Here is an 18,734-nt window from a genome sequence, read left to right on the forward strand (position 1 = left end):
CCGTGGCGCACGACCTGGTGCGGGTGCCGGTGCCGAAGCGGCGATGAGCCGTCGTCGTAGGAGTTGATAAGCCGTCGTCGTACGAGTCGATGAGGTGCCGGGCGTCGCGACGGGGCGAACGTTGCCTGATGCGGCACTAGATGGTGGCGGTGTCGATCACGAAGCGGTAGCGGACGTCGCTCGCCAGCACCCGCTCGTAGGCGTCATTGATCTCGGACGCGCTGATCAGCTCGATCTCGGCACCGAAGCCGTGCTCGGCGCAGAAGTCCAGCATCTCCTGGGTCTCCTGGATGCCGCCGATACCGGAACCGGCGAGGGTCTTGCGGCCGCCGATCACGGAGAAGAGGTTGAGCTTGACGGGCTCCTCCGGAGCGCCCACGTTCACGAAGGCGCCGTCCGTCTTCAGCAGGGACAGGTAGGCGTCCAGGTCCAGCGGGGCGGACACGGTCGACAGGATCAGGTCGAAGGTGCCGCGCAGCTCCTCGAAGGTCTTCGGGTCGCTGGTGGCGTAGTAGTGGTCGGCGCCCAGCTTCAGCCCGTCGTCCTTCTTGCGCAGGGACTGCGACAGGACGGTCACCTCGGCACCGAGCGCGTCCGCGATCTTGACGCCCATGTGTCCGAGGCCGCCCATGCCGAGGATCGCGACCTTCTTGCCGGGGCCGGCGTTCCAGTGCTTGAGCGGGGAGTACGTGGTGATGCCGGCGCAGAGCAGCGGCGCGGCCACGTCGAGGGAGATGCCGTCGGGGATGCGGACGGTGTAGTTCTCGTCGACGACGATCTTCTCGGAGTAGCCGCCGTAGGTCGGCTCGCCGTTCTTGTCGAGGGCGTTGTACGTGCCGACGCCGCCGCTGCCGGTGCAGTACTGCTCCAGGCCCGCCTTGCAGTTCTCGCACTCGCGGCAGGAGTCGACCAGACAGCCGACGCCCACGCGGTCGCCGACCTTGAACTTGGTGACGCCGGAGCCGACCTCGGCGACGATGCCGGCGATCTCGTGACCGGGCACCATCGGGAAGATCGCCTCGCCCCAGCCCTCACGGGCCTGGTGGATGTCCGAGTGGCAGATACCGGCGAACTTGATGTCGATCAGGACATCGAACTCGCCGACCGGCCGGCGCTCGATGGTGGTGCGCTCCAGCGGAGCCTTGGCGGCGGGAGCGGCGTACGCAGCAACAGTGGTCATGCCGGGGGTTCTCCTAAGGAGTGGTCGTGCGCCCGGCTGCCTTCCGCCGGGCACGCTCTACAGCCTGCCTCACGGCGGAGCCTTCACCCAGGTCACGGCTTTGCGTACGTCCGCTGGTCCTACTACTGGCGGGGTCAGGCTCACCGGCGTACGACCGTGAATACTGGACGTATGGACGAACAGCCCTCCCCGCCCCTGGACCGGCGTGCCGAGCTCAGCGAGTTTCTGCGCACCCGCCGGGCCCGGCTGAAGCCGGAGGACGTGGGGCTGCCCGACTTCGGCCGCCACCGCCGGGTTCCCGGGCTGCGGCGCGAGGAGCTGGCGCAGCTGGCCGGGGTGTCCGTGGCGTACTACACGCGCCTGGAACAGGGCAACGGACGGAACGTGTCGGCGGAGGTACTCGACGCGATCGCCCGCGCCCTGCGGCTGACGGATGCCGAGCACGCGCATCTCACCCACCTCGCGAAGCCCAAGGCTCACAAGAAGAAGCAGTCGGCGCGGCCGCAGCAGGTACGGGGTGCGCTGCGGCAGCTGCTGGACTCGATGGACGGCATCCCCGCGTACATCGGCGGGCGGCGTACGGACATCCTGGCCTGGAACCGGATGGCGGCGGCCGTGTTCGGTGACTGGTCGGAGCTGGCACCGCAGGAGCGGAACTGGGCGCGGCTGGTGTTCCTGAAGCCCGAATACCACGATCTGTTCGTGGACTGGGAGCAGAAGGCGATCGACATCGTCTGCCTGCTGCGCATGGACGCGGGCTGCCACCCCGACGATCCGCGACTCTCGTCGCTGGTCGGCGAGCTCTCGGTGAAGAGCGAGGACTTCCGGCGGCTGTGGGCCACACACGACGTGAAGGAGAAGAGCCACGGGGTGAAGCGGCTGCGGCATCCGCTGGTGGGCGATCTCTCCCTCCAGTACGAGTCGTTCCGGCTGCCCGACGACAACGAGCAGTCGCTGATCACCTACCACGCGGAGCCGGGGTCCGCCTCGGCGGAGGCGCTGCGGTTGCTGGCCAGCTGGGGCACGGACGCGACCCGCGCGGGCGCGACGACGCCCCAGTAGCCCCGGCCCTCTTTGTACGTTCTTCGCCTGTTGTACGTTCTTCGCCTGCGGGCGGGCGGGGGGTTGCTCGCGCAGTTCCCCACGCCCCTGAAAGCCCCGGTCAGGGCTGGTACGGCGGGGCCGCTCCCCACGTCCACCTCGGTACCGGTTGGTCCCCCGGAGAGGTCGCGTCGGGGGCGGAGAAGTGGACGGCCAGGCGTGTGCCCCACTCGACGTAGCCGAGGAAGGCGGAGCGGAACTCGGCGTCCGTGGGCAGGCCCGCGTCGTCCGCCGCGTCCTGGAGCAGGTTGACCCACCGGCGGCGCTGCACCTCGGTGATGTTCTTGCCGAGGTGTTTGGCGACCATGTGGCCATGGCCGCCCTGGGTCTCGGAGTAGGCGGGCGGCCCGCCGAAGACCTCGCCGAGCCAGAGGGCGACATGGGTCGCGTGTTCGGGGGCCAGACCCTGGAACACCGGTGCGAGGACGTCGTCCTTGAGGACCTTGTCGTAGAACGCCCCGGTGAGGCGGGCGAAGGCCTCGGCGCCTCCGGCCCAGGCGTAGAGGGTGGGGACCGACGCGCCCACGCCCCGTACCACCGTCGGCGTGTAGTGGCGCATCTCCTCGATGTAGGGGATGTAGGGCTGGATCTCGGCGTAGAAGCCGGGGAACAGCTCCGACTTCCGGAAGCCCTGGACGTGGTCCTCGGTCGAGGTCCAGGTGATGCGCAGGACGAAGTGCTCGAAGTCCTCCTCGCAGCGCGCCAGCTCGTAGTCCACGCAACTGGGGGACGCGGCGAGCTGGGCCGCGGCCCGGGTGTAGGCGGCCAGGAACTCCGCGGACTTCTCCGCGGGAATGCGGTACCGGACGTACTCCACGGTCTGGGTGGTCATGGGCCCACGGAAACACGGACGGCCCGTCGGAAGCTGCTCTTCCGCCGGGCCGTTCGCTATCGGCACACTTCACATGGCCGCGCTACGGGATCACTTTCCGTAGTACGCGTTGTAGATCGAGACCGTCGACTTGTTGCCCTGCTTGTCGGTGATCTTCGCGTGGAAGGAGATGCCCTTCCCCTTCGCCGGGTTCTTGACGGTGATCTTGCCGTTCTCGACCTTGAGCATCTTCCAGGTCTGGCCGTAGTCGTACGAGACGTACACATACAGCGACTTGAGGTTCTTGCCCGCGGCCGAGCCCTGCACGGAGACCGGGATCGTGACCGTCTTGCCGGCCGCGACACGGCTGTCGAGGCCGGTGGTGGCGTTGAAGCGGACCGTGGAGGTGGGCAGCTTCGCGAAGTCGGCCTTCTTGGACTTGAAGGTCCAGCTCGCATCGATCCGTGTGGAGGCCGCGGCGACCTTCACCGTGCGCTTGACCGAGGTCGTGAGCTTGTAGGTGGCCTCGGCGGCCGGGACCTTGAACTCCTTCATCCCGACGAGCGGGTCGTCGTTCGAGCCGACCTTCGCGCCGTTGCGGTACAGCGTCGTCGTCACCGAGGTGTACAGCGAGGAGCCGGGGTGACCGCTCCCGTCGGCGAACAGCGGCAGGTAGCCCGCGATGCTGTTGCCGTCCCGGAAGACGCCGAAGTCCGCGTTGATCTTCGGACCGAAGACGGCCGTGTTGTACGTCCTCGTGTAGCTCTTGCCCGCCTTGAGGATCTGCGGGTAGTCGTCCGTGTAGTAGGCCTCGATGACCGGGGTCCCGGTGGCGTCGACGCCGGCGTCCTGCTCGAAGTCGAACGCCCACTGGACCTTCTCACCGGTCGACACGTACATCGTGCGCGAGGACGGCAGCTTCTGGCTGACCCCGACGCTCATGCTGTCGTCGTCGGGCAGGAAGCCGTACGCGGTGACCGCGCCCGTCTTGCCGGAGGCCGCGGCCCCGAGGTTCGCCTTCACCTTGGCCAGCTCGCTCGCCTTGTAGTGCTTGACGTGCGCGCCCTGGAGCTCGGTGGTCTTGGTACCGGTGAAGGTGTCGTACTCGGCGCCCGCGCCCTTGCTCCACTGTCCGGACCAGCTCTGGAAGAGGCCGGAGGAGACCGCCGGGCCGACGTGCGCCACACGCACGTCCTGGAAGGAGCCCAGGCCGATGCCGGTGCCGGTGCCGGTGACGTCGTCGAAGTAGTTGACGAGTGCCGACAGCGGCTTCGCCCCCGCGTCCGGCACCGTGATGTCGGCGCCCTTGGCGGTACGGGCGTCGAGGGTCAGCGTGGTGTTCTTGGTGACGCTCAGCCGGGGCTGGATCAGCCAGTCGACCCCGCCCTTCGCCTCGACCAGGTCCTTCACGAAGAGGGAGTTGAGTACGTACTTGCCCTTGGGAACACGCAGGGTCGCGGTGTCGGCCGTGCTCTGCGACGTGTAGTCCCGGGCCTCGCCGAGGCCGGAGTAGCCCTCCAGGTCGGTGAGGTGCGTGGGCGTCTCACCGGCACGGTTGACGTACTTGACGGTGACGTCGTACGACTCCGTCTCGCGCTCGACCGCGACGGCCGTGCGCACGGCCTGGCCGCCGCCGCTCGCCGACACGTACGCCGAGTACGCGCCGTCGAGGGTGCCGCCGAGCTTCGTGTTCGTGGTGACGTCGACAGCGGCCTTGCCGCCCGCAGGGACGGTGACCGTCTTGGCGCCGAGCGCGAAGAAGCCCGCCGGAGCCGCCTGGCCCTTGGGGTTGGTCGCGGAGATCGCCAGGGTCAGGGTGACGTCCTTCGTACCGAGGTTGCGGTACGTCAGCTGCTTGGTCGTCGCCGTGTCGTCGGTGTGCGGCCACTGCGCGACGCCGAAGCTCACCGACGACGGGTCGGCGATCACGGTCTGCTTGATCGCCTTGTCGACGGCGATCCGGCCCGAACCCTGCTGGAACGGCGTGTACTTGCCGCCCTTCGCGGAGCCCGTCAGCGCACCCTTGAGCTCGGTGTACGTCCAGTCCGGGTGTTCCTGCTTGAGGATGGCCGCGGCGCCCGCGACATGCGGGGTCGCCATCGACGTACCGGAAATGGTCAGGTAGCCCGCGGGCTTCTCACCGACCTCCTGGTCGATGAGACTGCCCGGGGCAGCCGCCGCCGTGATGTCCACGCCGGGCGCGGTGACGTCCGGCTTGATGGCGCCGTCGCCGACGCGCGGGCCGGTGCTGGAGAAGTCCGCCAGCTTGTCGTTGCCGTCGACGGCGCCGACGGTGAGCGCGGCGTCCGCGCTGCCGGGCGAGCCGATCGACTCGGGGCCCTCGTTGCCCGCCGCGATCGCGAAGAGGATGCCCTTCTCGGCCGAGAGCTTGTTGACCTCGGCCTCCAACGGGTCGATGTCGGGGGTGTCCTGGCCGCCCAGGCTCAGGTTCACGATGTCGGCGCCCTGCTCGGCCGCCCACTCCATGCCCGCGAGGATGCCCGAGTCGTCGCCGCTGCCGGTGTCGTCGAGGACCTTGCCGTTCAGGATCTTCGCGCCGGGCGCGACACCCTTGTACTTGCCGCCCGACTTGGCGCCGGTGCCCGCCGCGATGGACGCGACATGGGTGCCGTGGCCGAAGTGGTCGGTGGCGTCGGCGGCGGAGGAGAAGTTCTTGGACTCGATCACCTGGGTCTTGAGGTCCGGGTGGCTCGCGTCGACGCCGGTGTCCAGGACGGCGATCTTGACGCCCTTGCCGTCGTATCCGGCCGCCCATGCCGTGGGGGCGCCGATCTGCGGCACGGACTTGTCGAGGCTCGCCTTGCGGACGCCGTCCAGCCAGACGTGCGCGATGCCGGAGGCCGTCTTCCCGTCGTCGGTGACCGCGGACCACAGCTCGGCCGCGTCCCTCTGCGGCGTCTGCACCGCGTCCGCGTTCAGCGCCTTCAGGCTCCTGCGGAGCGTGCCGGCCTCGCGGACGTCGGCCTTGGCGGCCGCCGCGGCTCCCCGGTAGCCGACGATCACCTTCAGGCCCCGCTGCTGGGACTTGCGGACCGCCGCCTTGTTGAGCTCGGTGACATCGAAGAGCCGCCGGTCGAGCTTGCCGCCGGCTATGAGCGCCTGGGCATCGGCCGGCACCACCAGGGTGTGGCCGTCGGCCTTGCGGATCTGCACGGGCACGTGCTCGCGGCCCTTGGCCCGCTCGAAGCCGACGACGCGCCCCTTGGCGTCGACGACCACCCGGTCACCGGTGATCAGGGTGATGCGGTGCTTGGCCGTGATCCCGGCCGCTTTCCCGGCCGCGGACACGCCCGCCGTGCGCTGCTCCGCCCGCGCCGACGCCGGGCTGGTCATACCCGCCGCCAGCGCCACGGACGCCGCCATGGCGATGCTCGCAGCGCACGCTCTTTTCACTTGTCTGCGCAAGTCTCCCCCTGGAGATCAGGTCCGGACGAATCCCCGTTCATCCGGTCGGGGGAAGCCTCGTACGCATGCACGTACACCCCCCGGAATACGCAAGTATGCCCGGGGGGTGATCGCCCTCTCAATAGCGGGGCGAGAGTGAAGAGTTGACGGAGTTGTTCCGCTAAGCTCCCGCACGCTCCTTTTGCACTTCTTTAAGCACCCGCGTTTTCCTTGACCGAGATCTTCCCCTTGCGAATCGTCGCGAGGCGCGGGGCCTTCTTCGCGATCGCGGAATCGTGCGTGACCATGATGAAAGTGAGCCCGTGCTCCTTCCACATGGCCTCGAGCACCTCCATGATCTCGTCGCGCATGGACTCGTCGAGGTTGCCGGTGGGCTCGTCGGCGAGCAGCACCTTCGGCTGCTTGACCAGGGCGCGGGCGATGGCGACACGCTGCTGCTGGCCACCGGAGAGCTCGGCGGGCAGATGCCCGAGCCGCTCGGCGAGCCCCACCGACTCCAGCGCGTCGGCGGCCCGTTGCCGCCGTTCCTTCACCTTCACACCGAGGGGTACCAGGGCGGTCTCCACGTTCTCCTGGGCGGTGAGCGTGGGAATCAGGTTGAAGCTCTGAAAGACGAATCCGATGTTCTCGCTGCGCACTTTGGTGAGCTTCGCCTCGGACAGTTTGGCCATGTCCGTACCGTCGAGTTCGACGCTGCCCGTGGTGGGCCGGTCGAGACCGCCGAGCATCTGAAGAAGGGTGGATTTTCCGCCACCGGTGGGTCCCTGGATGACGAGCCGGTCGCCGTCCGCGATGGTCAGGTCGACCCCGGCGAGCGCGTCGATCGTCTCCTTGCCCCGGGTATAGCGCTTGGTGACGCCTCTGAGTTCGTACATGGTGCAACTCCTGGATGAGGTGAAGGGGGTGCCCGGTACGGCGGGCGACAACGGGCACCCCCTCGAAGGGGGCTGGGGCCTATTCGACGCGGCGCAGGGCGTCCGCGGGGCGGAGCCGGGAGGCGCGCCAGCCGCCGAAGGCGCCGGCGATCAGACCGCCGGTGACGGCGAGGGCCACCGCGCCGACGATGGTGCCGAGGCTGACGGGCGCGGTGAGCGCGACGTCGAGGGCCTTGGCCGCGGCCTGCCGGCCGGGACCGCCGAAGCCGCCACCGCCACCGGGACCGCCGAAGCCGCCACCGCCACCGGGGCCGCCCTGGCCTCCGCCGCCGCCCGAACCGCCCACCTGCGCCTGCAGGGTGGGGCTGATCTCGGTGACGACATAGGCGCCCGCGAGGCCGATCGCGATACCGAGGGCGCCGCCGACCAGACCGTTGACCATGGCCTCGCCGACGACCTGCCGGGTCACCCGGCCCGACTTCCAGCCGAGCGCCTTGAGGGTGCCGAACTCGCGCACGCGCCTCGACACGGCGGAGGAGGTGAGCAGACCGGCGACCAGGAACGCGGCGACGAGCACCGCGATGGACAGCCACTTACCGACGTTGGAGGCGAGGCTGGAGGCCGTGGAGAGGGAGCCGGAGACGGTGGACGCGAGATCGGCGGAGGTGGTGACCGTCGTCCCCGAGATGTTCTTCTGGATGGTGCTCTTCACGCTGGAGATCTGCTGCGAGTCCGACGCCTTGACGTAGATCGTGGTGACCTTGTCCTTGGAGCCGCTGAGCGTCTGCGCCTGCTTGAGCGGGATGTAGAGGTTGGCCGCCGCGTCACCGCTGTCGGGCGTGGCGATGCCGATGACCTTGTACTTGACGCTCTTGATGGTGACGGTGGAGCCGACCTTGAGCTTCTTCTCCTTGGCGTACGAGACGTCGGCGACGACCACCTTGGTGTCGGTCTCGGACGTCTTGAACGTACGACCGCTGGTGATCTTCGAGGAGGTCAGCGGGCCGAGGGCGGGCTTGGTGACATCGGTGCCGTACACCGAGTAGTTGTTGACGTCGAAGTTGGCGCCGCCGCCCTCGACACGGCCCTGCGGGGACTGCTGGGCGTTCGGGCGCCCGCCCCCCTGGCCGGTGCCGCTGTTCCGGTTCTGCTGGAACTGACCCCGCGTGAACTGGCCGTTGATCCTGATGACCTGGAGGCTCAGCCCGCCGACGGAGTCCGCGACGCCCTTCTGGGAGTCGACCTTGGTGACCGTGGAGGCGGCCAGGGTCTGGAAGCCCTGCACCATGACGCGGTCGCTGCTCTGCTCCTTGGTGGAGCCGTTGTCGTTCGCGTCGAAGTTGAAGCGCGGACGCTGGCTGGTGCTCGTCGCCGGCGCCGCCGCCTTGGTGACGGTCATGTCCGTACCCAGTCCGTACAGCGACTGGAGGACCTTGCCCTGCGCCTTCTCCATGCCGGACGACACGGAGCTGACCACGATGACCAGGGCGATGCCCAGGGCGAGTCCGGAGGCGACGACGAGCGCCGCCTTCCTGCGGCGGCGCAGTTCGCGCCTCAGGTAGGTGAAGAACATGGCGGAAAGCTAGGTACGGCGCGTGATGGCGGGATAAGCCCCGCATAAGAGAAGGATGAGAAGGCTGTGGCAGCACGGGAATTCACCTGTGGGCGGTCCCTGAAGGCTGTGAGAACGCCGATGGCGGCGGCGGCCCGTGAGGGGCCACCGCCGCCATCGGCGAACAGGGGAGGGTGGAGCGGGATGTCAGGCTGCCGAGCCGGCCTTCCAGGCGGACCAGCTCAGGTTCCAGCCGTTGAGGCCGTTGTCCGGGGCGATGGTCTTGTCGCCGGTGTTCTTGACGACCACGACGTCACCGATCAGCGAGTGCTCGTAGAACCAGGCCGCGGGCGTGTTCGGGTCGTTCGCACCCTTGGTGTCGGACAGACCCACACAGCCGTGGCTGGTGTTCACCGCGCCGAAGATGGACTTCGCGCCCCAGTAGTTGCCGTGGATGAAGGTGCCGGAGTTCGACAGACGCATGGCGTGCGGCACGTCCTTGATGTCGTACTCGCCCTTGCCGTCGGTCTTCGTGAAGCCGACCGTCGAGCCGTTCATCCGGGTCTCCTTGAACTTCTCGGAGATCACCATCTGGCCCTGGTACGTCTTGTGCTCCGGGGATCCCGAGGAGATCGGGATCGTCTTGATCGTCTTGCCGTCCTGCGTGACCTTCATGGTCTTCGTCTGGGCGTCGACGATCGAGACCTGGTTGCGGCCGATCTTGAAGGTGACCGTCTTCTGCTGCACGCCGTAGACACCGCTCGCGCCCTGGACGCCGTCCAGGTTGAGCTTGAGGGTGACGGTGGAGCCGCCGGTCCAGTAGTTCTCGGGACGGAAGTCGAGGCGGTTGGCGTTGAACCAGTGGCCGACGACCTCCTGGCCGCTGCTGGAGGAGACGGTGATCCCCTTCTGCACGGCGGCCTTGTTCGTGATCGCCTTGTTGAAGTTGATCGAGACCGGCATGCCGACGCCGACGGTGGAGCCGTCCTCCGGCGTGAAGTTGCCTATGAAGCTGTTCGCCGGGGAGACCGTGGTGAACGAGGCGTTCTCGTGGGCGACGAGGCCCGCGGAGTCGGTGGCCTCGGCGGCCACCTTGTACGTGGTGGCCCGCTCGAGCTGGGAGGCGGGCTTCCAGCTCTTCTTGTCGGCGGATATCTGACCGGACACCGGCGTGCCCGACTCGGTCGTCATGGTGACGGCCGTGAGCGTGCCCTTGCTCACGATGACCGCCGCGGCGTTGTTGATGGAGGCGTTGTCGGAACCGTCCGCGGGCGTGATCTTGATCTGGGCCTGGGAGCTCTTCTTGGCCGCCGCCGCGTCGGCCTGGGCCTGCGAGGTCTCGCCGTCCGAGGCACTGGCCTTGCTGCCGTTCCCGCTGCTGCACGCAGAGAGCACCAGCACTCCGCCGAGCAGTGCGGACGCGGCCATCAGACCCTTGCGCCGCTTACTGTCCGTCATCACACGCTTCTCCATCGTTGCCGAATCACCTGGAACCACATAAGCCCCGTTCAAACCATCAACGCTACGAACGGTTCGTCCCGTTCCACATACTTCCGAGGTGTGGGTAACACCACGTCGATCGACGGCGTCAACCGAATCGGCCCGGGCCGCCGGACCCCGATCGAGTGGCTACCGGCAGCCGGACCGAATTTCTGGTGCGGAGGTGGCCGGTGCGTCGTCGGAGACGAAAAACCCCGGGCAGCGGTTGCCACCCGGGGTCACGATTTCCCCAAGAGGCGTCAGCCGACTCCGACTTCCTCGTCGTCATCCTCGCCGCCATCATCCTCGTCGAGGTCCCATTCCGGCGAATCGGGGTCGTAGTCGATCGGCTCGCTGCTCCAGGAAGCCTGGGCGAGGTCGACCCCGGGTACCTCGCTGACCAGGTCGAACGGGTCGACGAGATACGCGAGGGCCTCGGCAGTGTCTTCCGTCACTGCGTTCTCGGCGTGGGTCCGCTCGTCGGCCGGCATACCGGAGTCGTCCGCGATGCGGCGCAACGCGGCCTTGGTGACGGCGTCCGCGTCGTCGACTTCCAACACCAGCTCCACACGAAGCCGGACAAATCGTGATGTCTCAGGAGTACTCATGAGACGGAGCGTACGGCCCGTGGCTCCCGCGACTTTCCCACGACCCGCGCCTTTCATTAGCATCGGCCCACACGGCCAATTCGCCAGCGCCACAAGGGGATCGATATTACGTGTCCGCCGCTCGTCGCTCGTTGCTGACCGCCACCGCAGCAGGAACCCTTCTGGGGGTCCTGTGGTTCGTCCCGTCCGCCAACGCGACCCCGGAAAAGCCTGCTCAGCACAGCAACATGTCGACGAACACGACGTCGAGAACCGCGGTGCAGGCGTCCACGGAGTCGAGCGACACCCAGTCGGGCGTCGCCGATGCGAGCGACGCCGGAGCGAACGACACAGGCTCCGACACCACCGGGTCGCACGACAGCGGAACCCGGCTCGCCGATACCGGAAGCGTCGACACGACGCCGTACGTCTTCGGCGGAACCCTTTTCCTGGGCCTCGGCGCCGGCTTTGTGACCTACTCGGTGCGCCGGGAGCGCACGGCGGCCTTCTGAGCGCGACGCTCCGGCCCGGAACCCACGGGATACCCATGCGAGACCTGACCGAGCTGACTGATGTCGAGGAGCCCGCGTGGCCGCTCCTCTCCGAGGCGATCTCCAACAGCAGGGTGTCCATGGATGTGCTGCCGGTGGACCCGGCGCAGGCCCGTGGATCCCTGCTGCAACTGCAACTCACCGCGCGCTCCTGGCTCGGCTCCTTCGTGCTCAACTGCGGCGGGGTGCTGCTGGACAGCGGCTGGCTGCGCATCTACGGCAGCCCCGACGACGACGCGCCTGCGGGGACGCCGAGCTTCGCCGAGATCAACGACCTCCCCGAGCGGTTCGACCCGGCGTGGCGGCCGGAGGGCGGCCTCGTCATCGCCCATGACGTCCTCGGCGGCGTCTTCGTGGTCAACGGACCCGACCCCGCGCAGGCCAACCGCCCCGGCGGTCCCGGCGAGGTGCTGTACTTCGCGCCGGACTCGCTGCGCTGGGACGCGCTCGGCGTGGGCCACGCGGACTGGCTCAGCTGGCTCCTGGACGAAGGCGGCATAGAGCAGTTCTACGACACCCTGCGCTGGCCCGGCTGGCGCGCCGAGACGGGGCCCATGCCGGGGTCCCACGGGATCACCTTCGATCCGGTCCTGTGGACGGCCGCCAACCGCCGCGACCTTCCCGCGGCCCGCCGCCGCGCCGTCCACATGTCGGATCTCATGGATCTGCATCGAGGCACGGGCCTGGAACTCGACAAGATCGACCCGGGCTTCCTGGGCAACTTCGACTACTGAGAAGTTCCTGTACCTGTGGGACGCGGGGCCGCCTCACGGCTCCGCGCCCCAGGGGCGCGGGGGCGCGGGGGGGGGCGGGGAACTGCGCGACCAGCCCCCCCGGCCCGCAAATACGAACGAACCAGGCTACGCCGCGCGACGTCCGCCGCCGCCCTGCCCGCCACGCTCCGTACGCCGCTGCTGCTGCGGGGCACGCCCACGGCCACCGGAGCGACCCGCACCCCCCGTACCGCCGCCCGTGCCGCCACCGGACGTACCGCCGGCGGCACGCCGCGGCTGACGGCCCTGCGACTCCGAACCCGAACCCGCTCCGGCCGGGCGCCTCGCCCCGCCTCCGACCCGCGGCCGTGACCGCTTCTTCGGCTGTTCGGCCGGCTGCGGCACCTCGATGACGACCGGGACGCCGGAGGGCTCGCGGGCGCCGGTGAGGCGGGCGAGTTCCTCGTCGCTGGACGCGATCCGTGCCGTGCGCGGGGTGATGCCTGCGTCCGCCATCAGACGCGTCATCTCCCGCCGCTGCTCGGGCAGTACGAGGGTGACGACGCTGCCGGACTCACCGGCCCGGGCGGTGCGTCCGCCGCGGTGCAGGTAGTCCTTGTGGTCGGTCGGCGGGTCGACGTTGACCACGAGGTCGAGGTCGTCGATGTGGATGCCGCGCGCCGCGACGTTGGTGGCGACGAGCGCGGTGACCTGACCGTTCTTGAACTGGTCCAGGGTGCGGTTACGCTGCGGCTGGCTGCGCCCGCCGTGCAGCGCGGACGCCCGGACACCGCTCGCGAGCAGCCGCTTGGTGAACCGGTCGGCGCCGCGCTTGGTGTCGACGAAGAGGATCACCCGGCCGTCGCGCGCCGCGATCCGCAGGGCGACGGCCTTCTTGTCGGTCTCGTCGGCGACGTGGAGCACGTGGTGCTCCATGGTGGTCACCGCACCCGCCGAGGGGTCGACGGAGTGCACCACGGGGTCCGTGAGGAACATCTTCACGAGCCGGTCGATGTTCTTGTCGAGCGTGGCCGAGAAGAGCAGTCGCTGACCGCCCGGCTCGACCTGCTTGAGCAGTGCGGTGACCTGCGGCATGAAGCCCATGTCGGCCATCTGGTCGGCCTCGTCGAGGACGGTGATCGCGACCTGGTCGAGGACGCAGTCGCCGCGCTCGATGAGGTCCTTGAGCCGCCCGGGGGTGGCCACGAGCACCTCGGCGCCGCGCCGCAGCGTGCCGGCCTGCCGGCCGATCGACATCCCGCCGACGGCCGTGGCCACGCGCAGGTTGACCGCGGTGGCGTACGGCGTGAGCGCGTCGTCGACCTGCTGGGCGAGTTCGCGCGTGGGGACGAGGACGAGCGCGAGCGGCGCCTTCGACTCCGCCCGGCGACCCGCCGTACGGGCCAGCAGGGCGAGTCCGAAGGCGAGCGTCTTGCCGGAGCCGGTGCGGCCACGGCCCAGGACGTCGCGTCCGGCGAGGGAGTTGGGCAGCGTCGCGCCCTGGATCGGGAAGGGCTCGGTGACGCCCTGCGCGACAAGGGTCTTGGTGAGGGCGGCCGGCATGTCGAGCGCGTCGAACGAGTCGACGGCGGGCAGCGCCGGGGTGATGGTCTCGGGCAGGGAGAACTCCTGCGGCGCCACGGCCTTGCGGGCCGGGCCCTTGCCGGTGCCACGGCCGCCGCCGCGGCCCGCGCCCTTCGCGAAGCCGCCGGTCTGGGCGCCACCGCGTGCGTTTGCCGGCCGCTTACGGACGGGACGTTCGGATCGAGTCATGCTGGATCTGGATTTCCTTCCTGGGCCCCACGGACTGCACGCACAGCGCTCGCAACTGACAAGCACTCACAGCACGAGCCGGGACCCGCACCCCGAAGGTGCGGGCCCCGGCTCTGGAAAAGCGCGTCCCCGAAATCAGGCGGGGATGATGTTCTCCGCCTGCAGGCCCTTCTGGCCCTGCGCGACGTCGAACGAGACCTTCTGGCCCTCCAGCAGCTCACGGAAGCCGGAGCTGGCGATGTTGGAGTAGTGGGCGAAGACGTCGGGGCCGCCGCCGTCCTGCTCGATGAAGCCGAAGCCCTTTTCCGAGTTGAACCACTTCACGGTGCCAGTTGCCATGTTTTTCTCCTGAATAGGTAGGGCCCCAATCCGGAGATGCACCGGGAAAAGCCGGAGATGCCGGTAAAACAAAACGCGCCTGCGGAGGATTCCGATCAGGCGCACAAAGTAAATGGGTACCAAAAACGTATCAATGAGACAGTAGCACACTTCGGGCCGCCGCTGTGACAGCGGCGGCCCCGCGGTGCTCCGGTCAGGCCAGCGGTCCGGTCACCGGCTCCACCGCCGCCACCACCTGACCACCGCGCACGAACGCGTCCGCCGCCTCCAGGTCCGGGGCGAGGAAGCGGTCGGGGCCGGGGCCCTGGACGCCGGCCGCGCGGACGGCCCTGATGACGGCCTGCGAGGCGGGGGCCGGGGTCAGGCCCTCGCGCAGTTCGATCGCCCGGGTGGCCGCGTACAGCTCGATCGCGACGATACGGGTGAGGTTGTCCACGGCGGTGCGCAGCTTGCGCGCGGCCGACCAGCCCATCGAGACGTGGTCCTCCTGCATGGCGGAGGAGGGGATGGAGTCCGCGGACGCCGGTACGGCGAGGCGCTTCATCTCGCTCACCAGCGCCGCCTGGGTGTACTGGGCGATCATCAGGCCCGAGTCGACGCCCGCGTCGTCCGCGAGGAACGGCGGCAGACCGTGCGAGCGGTTCTTGTCGAGCAGCCGGTCGGTGCGGCGCTCGGCGATCGAGCCGAGGTCGGCGGCGGCGATGGCGAGGAAGTCGAGGACGTAGGCGACCGGGGCGCCGTGGAAGTTGCCGTTCGACTCGACGCGGCCGTCGGGCAGCACGACCGGGTTGTCCACGGCGGAGGCGAGCTCGCGCTCGGCGACGAGCCGGGCGTGCGCGAGGGTGTCGCGTCCGGCGCCCGCGACCTGCGGGGCGCAGCGCACGGAGTAGGCGTCCTGGACGCGCGGGGCGTCGTCCTGGTGGTGGCCGGTGAGCTCCGAGCCCTTCAGCACGGCCAGCATGTTGGCGGCGCTGGCGCTCTGTCCCGGGTGCGGGCGGATGGCGTGCAGCTCGGGGGCGAGCACCTTGTCCGTGCCGAGGAGGGCTTCGAGGGAGAGCGCGGCGGTGACGTCGGCCGACTTGTAGAGCGTCTCCAGGTCGGCGAGGGCCATGACCAGCATGCCGAGCATGCCGTCGGTGCCGTTGAGGAGGGCGAGGCCCTCCTTCTCGCGCAGTTCGACGGGGGTGATGCCGGCCTCGGCGAGCAGCTCGCCCGCGGGCCGTACGACACCGTCGGGGCCCTCGGCGTCGCCCTCGCCCATCAGCGTCAGCGCGCAGTGGGAGAGCGGGGCCAGGTCGCCGGAGCAGCCGAGGGAGCCGTACTCGTGGACGACCGGGGTGATCCGGGCGTTGAGGATGTCGGCCATGGTCTGGGCGACCTCGGGCCGCACACCGGTGTGCCCGGAGCAGACGGTCTTGAGCCGCAGGAACATCAGCGCGCGGACGACCTCGCGCTCCACGCGCGGGCCCATGCCTGCGGCGTGCGAGCGGACGATGTTGCGCTGCAGCTGGGCGCGCAGCTCCGGGCTGATGTGCCGGCTCGCGAGGGCGCCGAACCCGGTGGAGACGCCGTAGACCGGCTCCGGCTTGGCGGCCAGCGCGTCCACGATCTCGCGGGCCGCGGCGAGGGCCGCCACCGCCTCTTCGGAGAGCTCGATCCGGGCGCCGCCGCGCGCCACGGCGAGAACGTCGGACGCGGTCACTCCGGACGTCCCCACCACCACAGTGTGCATATCCATATTCAGGAGCGTACGCAGTGAATTCGATGATGTCACTAGTGGGTGGGCGGTTGACCCCTTACTTCGACGTACGTCACACACGCCCGCGCGGACTCAGGGGCGGGGGTGCTCGTGGCGCCCCCGGAAGCGGCGGCGTTCCCCCTGCGCCGGGGAGGGCGCGTCGGCGAGACGCACGACCGGGTCGTCGGGGCCCTCGCGCCCGGCGACGACGGGCTTCGCGGCCCGTACGGCCTTCGCGCGGTACTGGGCGGCGTCGGCCAGCCGGAAGAGCCGTCGCGCCGAGCGCACCGGACCGATCGGGTCCGCGGTCGAGGCGACCCCGCACGCCACCCCCTCCCCCAGCTCCAACTCGGCGGCGCGGCGGCAGAGTTCGTCGGCGATGCGGACGACCTCGTCGGCCGGCGGGCCGACCGCGAGCAGGCAGAACTCGTCACCGCCGAGGCGGGCGGCGAGGGTGCCCGGGAGCATCGCCCCGCACAGCGACAGCACCGATCCGAACCGTTCCAGGAGCCGGTCGCCGACGGCGTGCCCGCGGGTGTCGTTGACGTTCTTGAGTCCGTTGAGGTCACAGACGACGAGACTGACCGCGGCGCCTTCCTGCCGGTGCAGCTCGATGGCCTCGTCCAGGCGTACGTCGACCGCGCGGCGGTTGGCGAGTCCGGTGAGGGCGTCCGTGAACGCGAGCCGCCTGGCCTCCTCCAGTCGCTCGGTCTGGGCGAGCCCGGCGGCGACGACGGAGGCCAGTACGGTCGCGAAGTCCGCGTCGGCCCGGTCGAAGACGGGGGCCGTGACCGGGCGGGCCACATACAACTCGCCCCACGCCCGCCCGTGCAGCACGATCGGGGCGACGACGCAACAGCCCCGGCCGCGCCGGCGCAGGGCGGCGGCCCTCCCCCAGCTGACGCTGGGAGGTGCCCCCAGGTGGCAGTAGCCGACGGGACCCGCCGCCGGCCCCTCGGCGGTCTCCACCCAGGCGTTCGGGCCGCCGCCCCCGGCCCAGCGCTCGTGCAGGAACTCGGTGATCTCCGGGAACTGGTGCACGGGGTAGGCCTCGCCGTCCGGGAACTCCTCTTCGTCCGGCGCGCGTTCGCCCACGTTCGCCAGGACCCGCAGCCGGCCGAGCTCGCGCTCCCACACGGAGAGCGCGGCGAAGCTCCCGGCGAGCGCGTGGCAGGCACCGAGCGCCGCGGCCCGCCAGGACTCGCGCGGGGTGCGTGCCGCCGCCATCCCCTGCGCCAGCTCCACCACGGCCCTCAGCCGTCTGTCCTCACCCATCACTCCAGGCTAGGGATATTTACGGTGATTCGGGACATTGGTGAGGCGAACAGGGGTCCGAGTGGCCGTACCGGGCGGAGGGCGCCGGGAAGCGTGGGGAACTACTCCCCCGGCCACTGCGGCTTGCGCTTCTCGTTGAACGCGGCGACACCCTCCGCACGGTCCGCCGAGAAGGCGACGGACCGCCAGGCGGCGTCCTCCACCTCCAGGCCCGCGCGCAGGTCGAGCCCGTGCCCGAGCCGCAGCGCACGCTTGGCGGCACGCAGGCCGACGGGGGAGTTGACGGCGATACGGGCGGCGAGCGCGAGGGCTTCGCTGCGGTCCTGGCCCGCCTCCACGAGTTCGTCGACGAGGCCCGACTCCCGCGCCTCATCCGCCTCCAGCCGCCGCGCCGAGAAGATCAGCTCGGCCGCGCGGGCCGCCCCGACCCGCCGCGGCAGCAACTGCGTACCGCCGCCTCCGGGAATCACCCCGACCGACACCTCGGGCAGCCCGAGCACCGCCGTACGGTCGGCCACGATCAGGTCGCAGGACAGGGCCAGCTCGAAGCCGCCGCCGAGCGCGAAGCCGTGCACGGCGGCGATCGTCGGCATCGGCAGCTCCAGGACGCCGGTGTACGCGGCCCGCGCGACGGGGCGCTGGCGGACCAGGTCGGCATCGCTGAAGGAATTGCGCTCCTTCAGGTCGGCACCGACGCAGAAGGCGCGCTCGGCGGTGGAGGTCAGCACGACCACGCGTACGTCGCGCTCGCCGCCGAGCGCCTCGCAGGCGGCCGTGATGGAGCGGGCCATGTCCGTGGACACGGCGTTCATGGCCTTCGGCCGGTCGAGGGCGAGCTCCGCGACGTACCCGTGCCGCCGTACGACGACGAACTCCCCGAACCGCCGCTCGTCCCCTTGCTCCGCCATGACACCCTCCCGGTGAACGGTTAACGCAGGTTAACTCCCGATGCCTCCGATCATCGCAGCCGCCCCCGCCCGGCGAAACCCGTTCCCTCCCCTCCCTGCGGCCGCCGCTCCCCGTTCGAGTGACATCGCGCCCAACTCCCGCCCCACGCCCCCAAAAGACGCATAACCTGCGCACCGCCCGGCGCTGCGGGGGGCGCGGCACATCGGGGAGGGATGACCATGACGAACGGCACGACGACAGACGTGACGAGGCAGTCGAGAACACCGACGGACACGGGGCCCTCCGGGGGTTCAGCGGCCGCGTCGGCGAGGTCGTCGGCCGCCCCCTCGCGGCCCGGTGACGCGCAGCGGAGCATCTCACCTGATCACCAGACTTCGCAGGCATTGGGCCAAGTCCCCTGGACAGTTGATAGATGCCGGCCAAAT

The 18,734-nt window shown here is 69.9% G+C and carries 15 protein-coding genes; 3 read left to right on the forward strand and 12 right to left on the reverse strand.

Translation table 11 applies throughout. The features are described from left to right. Nucleotides 1-136: 136 nt before the first annotated feature. Nucleotides 137-1,180: an NAD(P)-dependent alcohol dehydrogenase gene (locus ABZ656_RS46965; RefSeq protein WP_101400331.1), complete on the reverse strand. Its 1,044-nt coding sequence runs from the start codon at nt 1,178-1,180 to the stop codon at nt 137-139. 171 nt (nt 1,181-1,351) lie between these two features. Between ABZ656_RS46965 and ABZ656_RS46970 the strand changes: the two genes are divergently transcribed. Beyond that, on the forward strand, nt 1,352-2,242 hold the full coding sequence (locus tag ABZ656_RS46970; RefSeq protein WP_101400330.1) for a helix-turn-helix domain-containing protein: 891 nt from the start codon (nt 1,352-1,354) through the stop codon (nt 2,240-2,242). A 100-nt stretch (nt 2,243-2,342) separates the two neighbouring features. On the opposite strand, the gene ABZ656_RS46975 is transcribed toward ABZ656_RS46970, so the two are convergent. From ABZ656_RS46975 to ABZ656_RS47000, 6 genes are all read right to left on the reverse strand, one after another. Next, a complete protein-coding gene (locus ABZ656_RS46975) occupies nt 2,343-3,113 on the reverse strand; it encodes an antibiotic biosynthesis monooxygenase (RefSeq protein ID WP_101400329.1) in 771 nt (256 codons plus the stop codon). Between the two features lie 90 nt (nt 3,114-3,203). Next, entirely contained in the window at nt 3,204-6,476 is a 3,273-nt protein-coding gene (locus ABZ656_RS46980) for a S8 family peptidase (RefSeq protein WP_360277261.1), read from the reverse strand. A gap of 233 nt (nt 6,477-6,709) precedes the next feature. Beyond that, a complete protein-coding gene (locus ABZ656_RS46985) occupies nt 6,710-7,393 on the reverse strand; it encodes an ABC transporter ATP-binding protein (protein WP_360277264.1) in 684 nt (227 codons plus the stop codon). Between the two features lie 79 nt (nt 7,394-7,472). Then, entirely contained in the window at nt 7,473-8,966 is a 1,494-nt protein-coding gene (locus ABZ656_RS46990; RefSeq protein WP_101400327.1) for an ABC transporter permease, read from the reverse strand. Between the two features lie 186 nt (nt 8,967-9,152). Further along, nucleotides 9,153-10,403, reverse strand: coding sequence for an Ig-like domain-containing protein (locus tag ABZ656_RS46995; RefSeq protein WP_101400326.1), 1,251 nt, complete (start codon nt 10,401-10,403; stop codon nt 9,153-9,155). A gap of 281 nt (nt 10,404-10,684) precedes the next feature. Further along, nucleotides 10,685-11,032 carry a hypothetical protein gene (locus ABZ656_RS47000; RefSeq protein ID WP_101400325.1) on the reverse strand — a complete coding sequence of 116 codons (348 nt, stop codon included), beginning with the start codon at nt 11,030-11,032 and terminating at the stop codon, nt 10,685-10,687. 110 nt (nt 11,033-11,142) lie between these two features. Between ABZ656_RS47000 and ABZ656_RS47005 the strand changes: the two genes are divergently transcribed. Together ABZ656_RS47005 and ABZ656_RS47010 are read left to right on the forward strand one after the other, a co-directional pair. After that, nucleotides 11,143-11,523 carry a cell wall protein gene (locus tag ABZ656_RS47005; protein ID WP_360277269.1) on the forward strand — a complete coding sequence of 127 codons (381 nt, stop codon included), beginning with the start codon at nt 11,143-11,145 and terminating at the stop codon, nt 11,521-11,523. A 35-nt stretch (nt 11,524-11,558) separates the two neighbouring features. Beyond that, entirely contained in the window at nt 11,559-12,296 is a 738-nt protein-coding gene (locus ABZ656_RS47010; protein WP_101400323.1) for a DUF2625 family protein, read from the forward strand. Nucleotides 12,297-12,422: 126 nt separating this feature from the next. Here ABZ656_RS47010 and ABZ656_RS47015 read toward each other — a convergent pair whose 3' ends face one another. The 5 genes from ABZ656_RS47015 to ABZ656_RS47035 form a co-directional block, all read right to left on the reverse strand. Beyond that, a complete protein-coding gene (locus ABZ656_RS47015) occupies nt 12,423-14,048 on the reverse strand; it encodes a DEAD/DEAH box helicase (RefSeq protein WP_101400322.1) in 1,626 nt (541 codons plus the stop codon). A 135-nt stretch (nt 14,049-14,183) separates the two neighbouring features. Then, a complete protein-coding gene (locus ABZ656_RS47020; protein ID WP_028803001.1) occupies nt 14,184-14,387 on the reverse strand; it encodes a cold-shock protein in 204 nt (67 codons plus the stop codon). A 193-nt stretch (nt 14,388-14,580) separates the two neighbouring features. Beyond that, complete coding sequence (gene hutH / locus ABZ656_RS47025; RefSeq protein ID WP_360277274.1) at nt 14,581-16,119, reverse strand: histidine ammonia-lyase; 1,539 nt, start codon at nt 16,117-16,119, stop codon at nt 14,581-14,583. A gap of 99 nt (nt 16,120-16,218) precedes the next feature. Next, entirely contained in the window at nt 16,219-17,400 is a 1,182-nt protein-coding gene (locus tag ABZ656_RS47030) for a sensor domain-containing diguanylate cyclase (RefSeq protein ID WP_101400320.1), read from the reverse strand. Nucleotides 17,401-17,501: 101 nt separating this feature from the next. Beyond that, the gene (locus ABZ656_RS47035; RefSeq protein WP_101400319.1) at nt 17,502-18,308 is read right to left on the reverse strand and encodes an enoyl-CoA hydratase-related protein; all 807 of its coding nucleotides are present in this window, start codon (nt 18,306-18,308) and stop codon (nt 17,502-17,504) included. Nucleotides 18,309-18,734 lie beyond the last annotated feature (426 nt).

It is taken from the genome of Streptomyces sp. NPDC007095 (genome assembly GCF_040634475.1).
GTDB lineage: Bacteria > Actinomycetota > Actinomycetes > Streptomycetales > Streptomycetaceae > Streptomyces.

What these genes read in the sequence shown, in the direction of transcription:
- ABZ656_RS46965 (WP_101400331.1), bottom strand. Translation starts at nt 1,180, where the DNA reads ATGACCACTGTTGCTGCGTACGCCGCTCCCGCCGCCAAGGCTCCGCTG.
- ABZ656_RS46970 (WP_101400330.1), top strand. Translation starts at nt 1,352, where the DNA reads ATGGACGAACAGCCCTCCCCGCCCCTGGACCGGCGTGCCGAGCTCAGC.
- ABZ656_RS46975 (WP_101400329.1), bottom strand. Translation starts at nt 3,113, where the DNA reads ATGACCACCCAGACCGTGGAGTACGTCCGGTACCGCATTCCCGCGGAG.
- ABZ656_RS46980 (WP_360277261.1), bottom strand. Translation starts at nt 6,476, where the DNA reads ATGGCGGCGTCCGTGGCGCTGGCGGCGGGTATGACCAGCCCGGCGTCG.
- ABZ656_RS46985 (WP_360277264.1), bottom strand. Translation starts at nt 7,393, where the DNA reads ATGTACGAACTCAGAGGCGTCACCAAGCGCTATACCCGGGGCAAGGAG.
- ABZ656_RS46990 (WP_101400327.1), bottom strand. Translation starts at nt 8,966, where the DNA reads ATGTTCTTCACCTACCTGAGGCGCGAACTGCGCCGCCGCAGGAAGGCG.
- ABZ656_RS46995 (WP_101400326.1), bottom strand. Translation starts at nt 10,403, where the DNA reads ATGACGGACAGTAAGCGGCGCAAGGGTCTGATGGCCGCGTCCGCACTG.
- ABZ656_RS47000 (WP_101400325.1), bottom strand. Translation starts at nt 11,032, where the DNA reads ATGAGTACTCCTGAGACATCACGATTTGTCCGGCTTCGTGTGGAGCTG.
- ABZ656_RS47010 (WP_101400323.1), top strand. Translation starts at nt 11,559, where the DNA reads ATGCGAGACCTGACCGAGCTGACTGATGTCGAGGAGCCCGCGTGGCCG.
- ABZ656_RS47015 (WP_101400322.1), bottom strand. Translation starts at nt 14,048, where the DNA reads ATGACTCGATCCGAACGTCCCGTCCGTAAGCGGCCGGCAAACGCACGC.
- ABZ656_RS47020 (WP_028803001.1), bottom strand. Translation starts at nt 14,387, where the DNA reads ATGGCAACTGGCACCGTGAAGTGGTTCAACTCGGAAAAGGGCTTCGGC.
- hutH (WP_360277274.1), bottom strand. Translation starts at nt 16,119, where the DNA reads ATGCACACTGTGGTGGTGGGGACGTCCGGAGTGACCGCGTCCGACGTT.
- ABZ656_RS47030 (WP_101400320.1), bottom strand. Translation starts at nt 17,400, where the DNA reads ATGGGTGAGGACAGACGGCTGAGGGCCGTGGTGGAGCTGGCGCAGGGG.
- ABZ656_RS47035 (WP_101400319.1), bottom strand. Translation starts at nt 18,308, where the DNA reads ATGGCGGAGCAAGGGGACGAGCGGCGGTTCGGGGAGTTCGTCGTCGTA.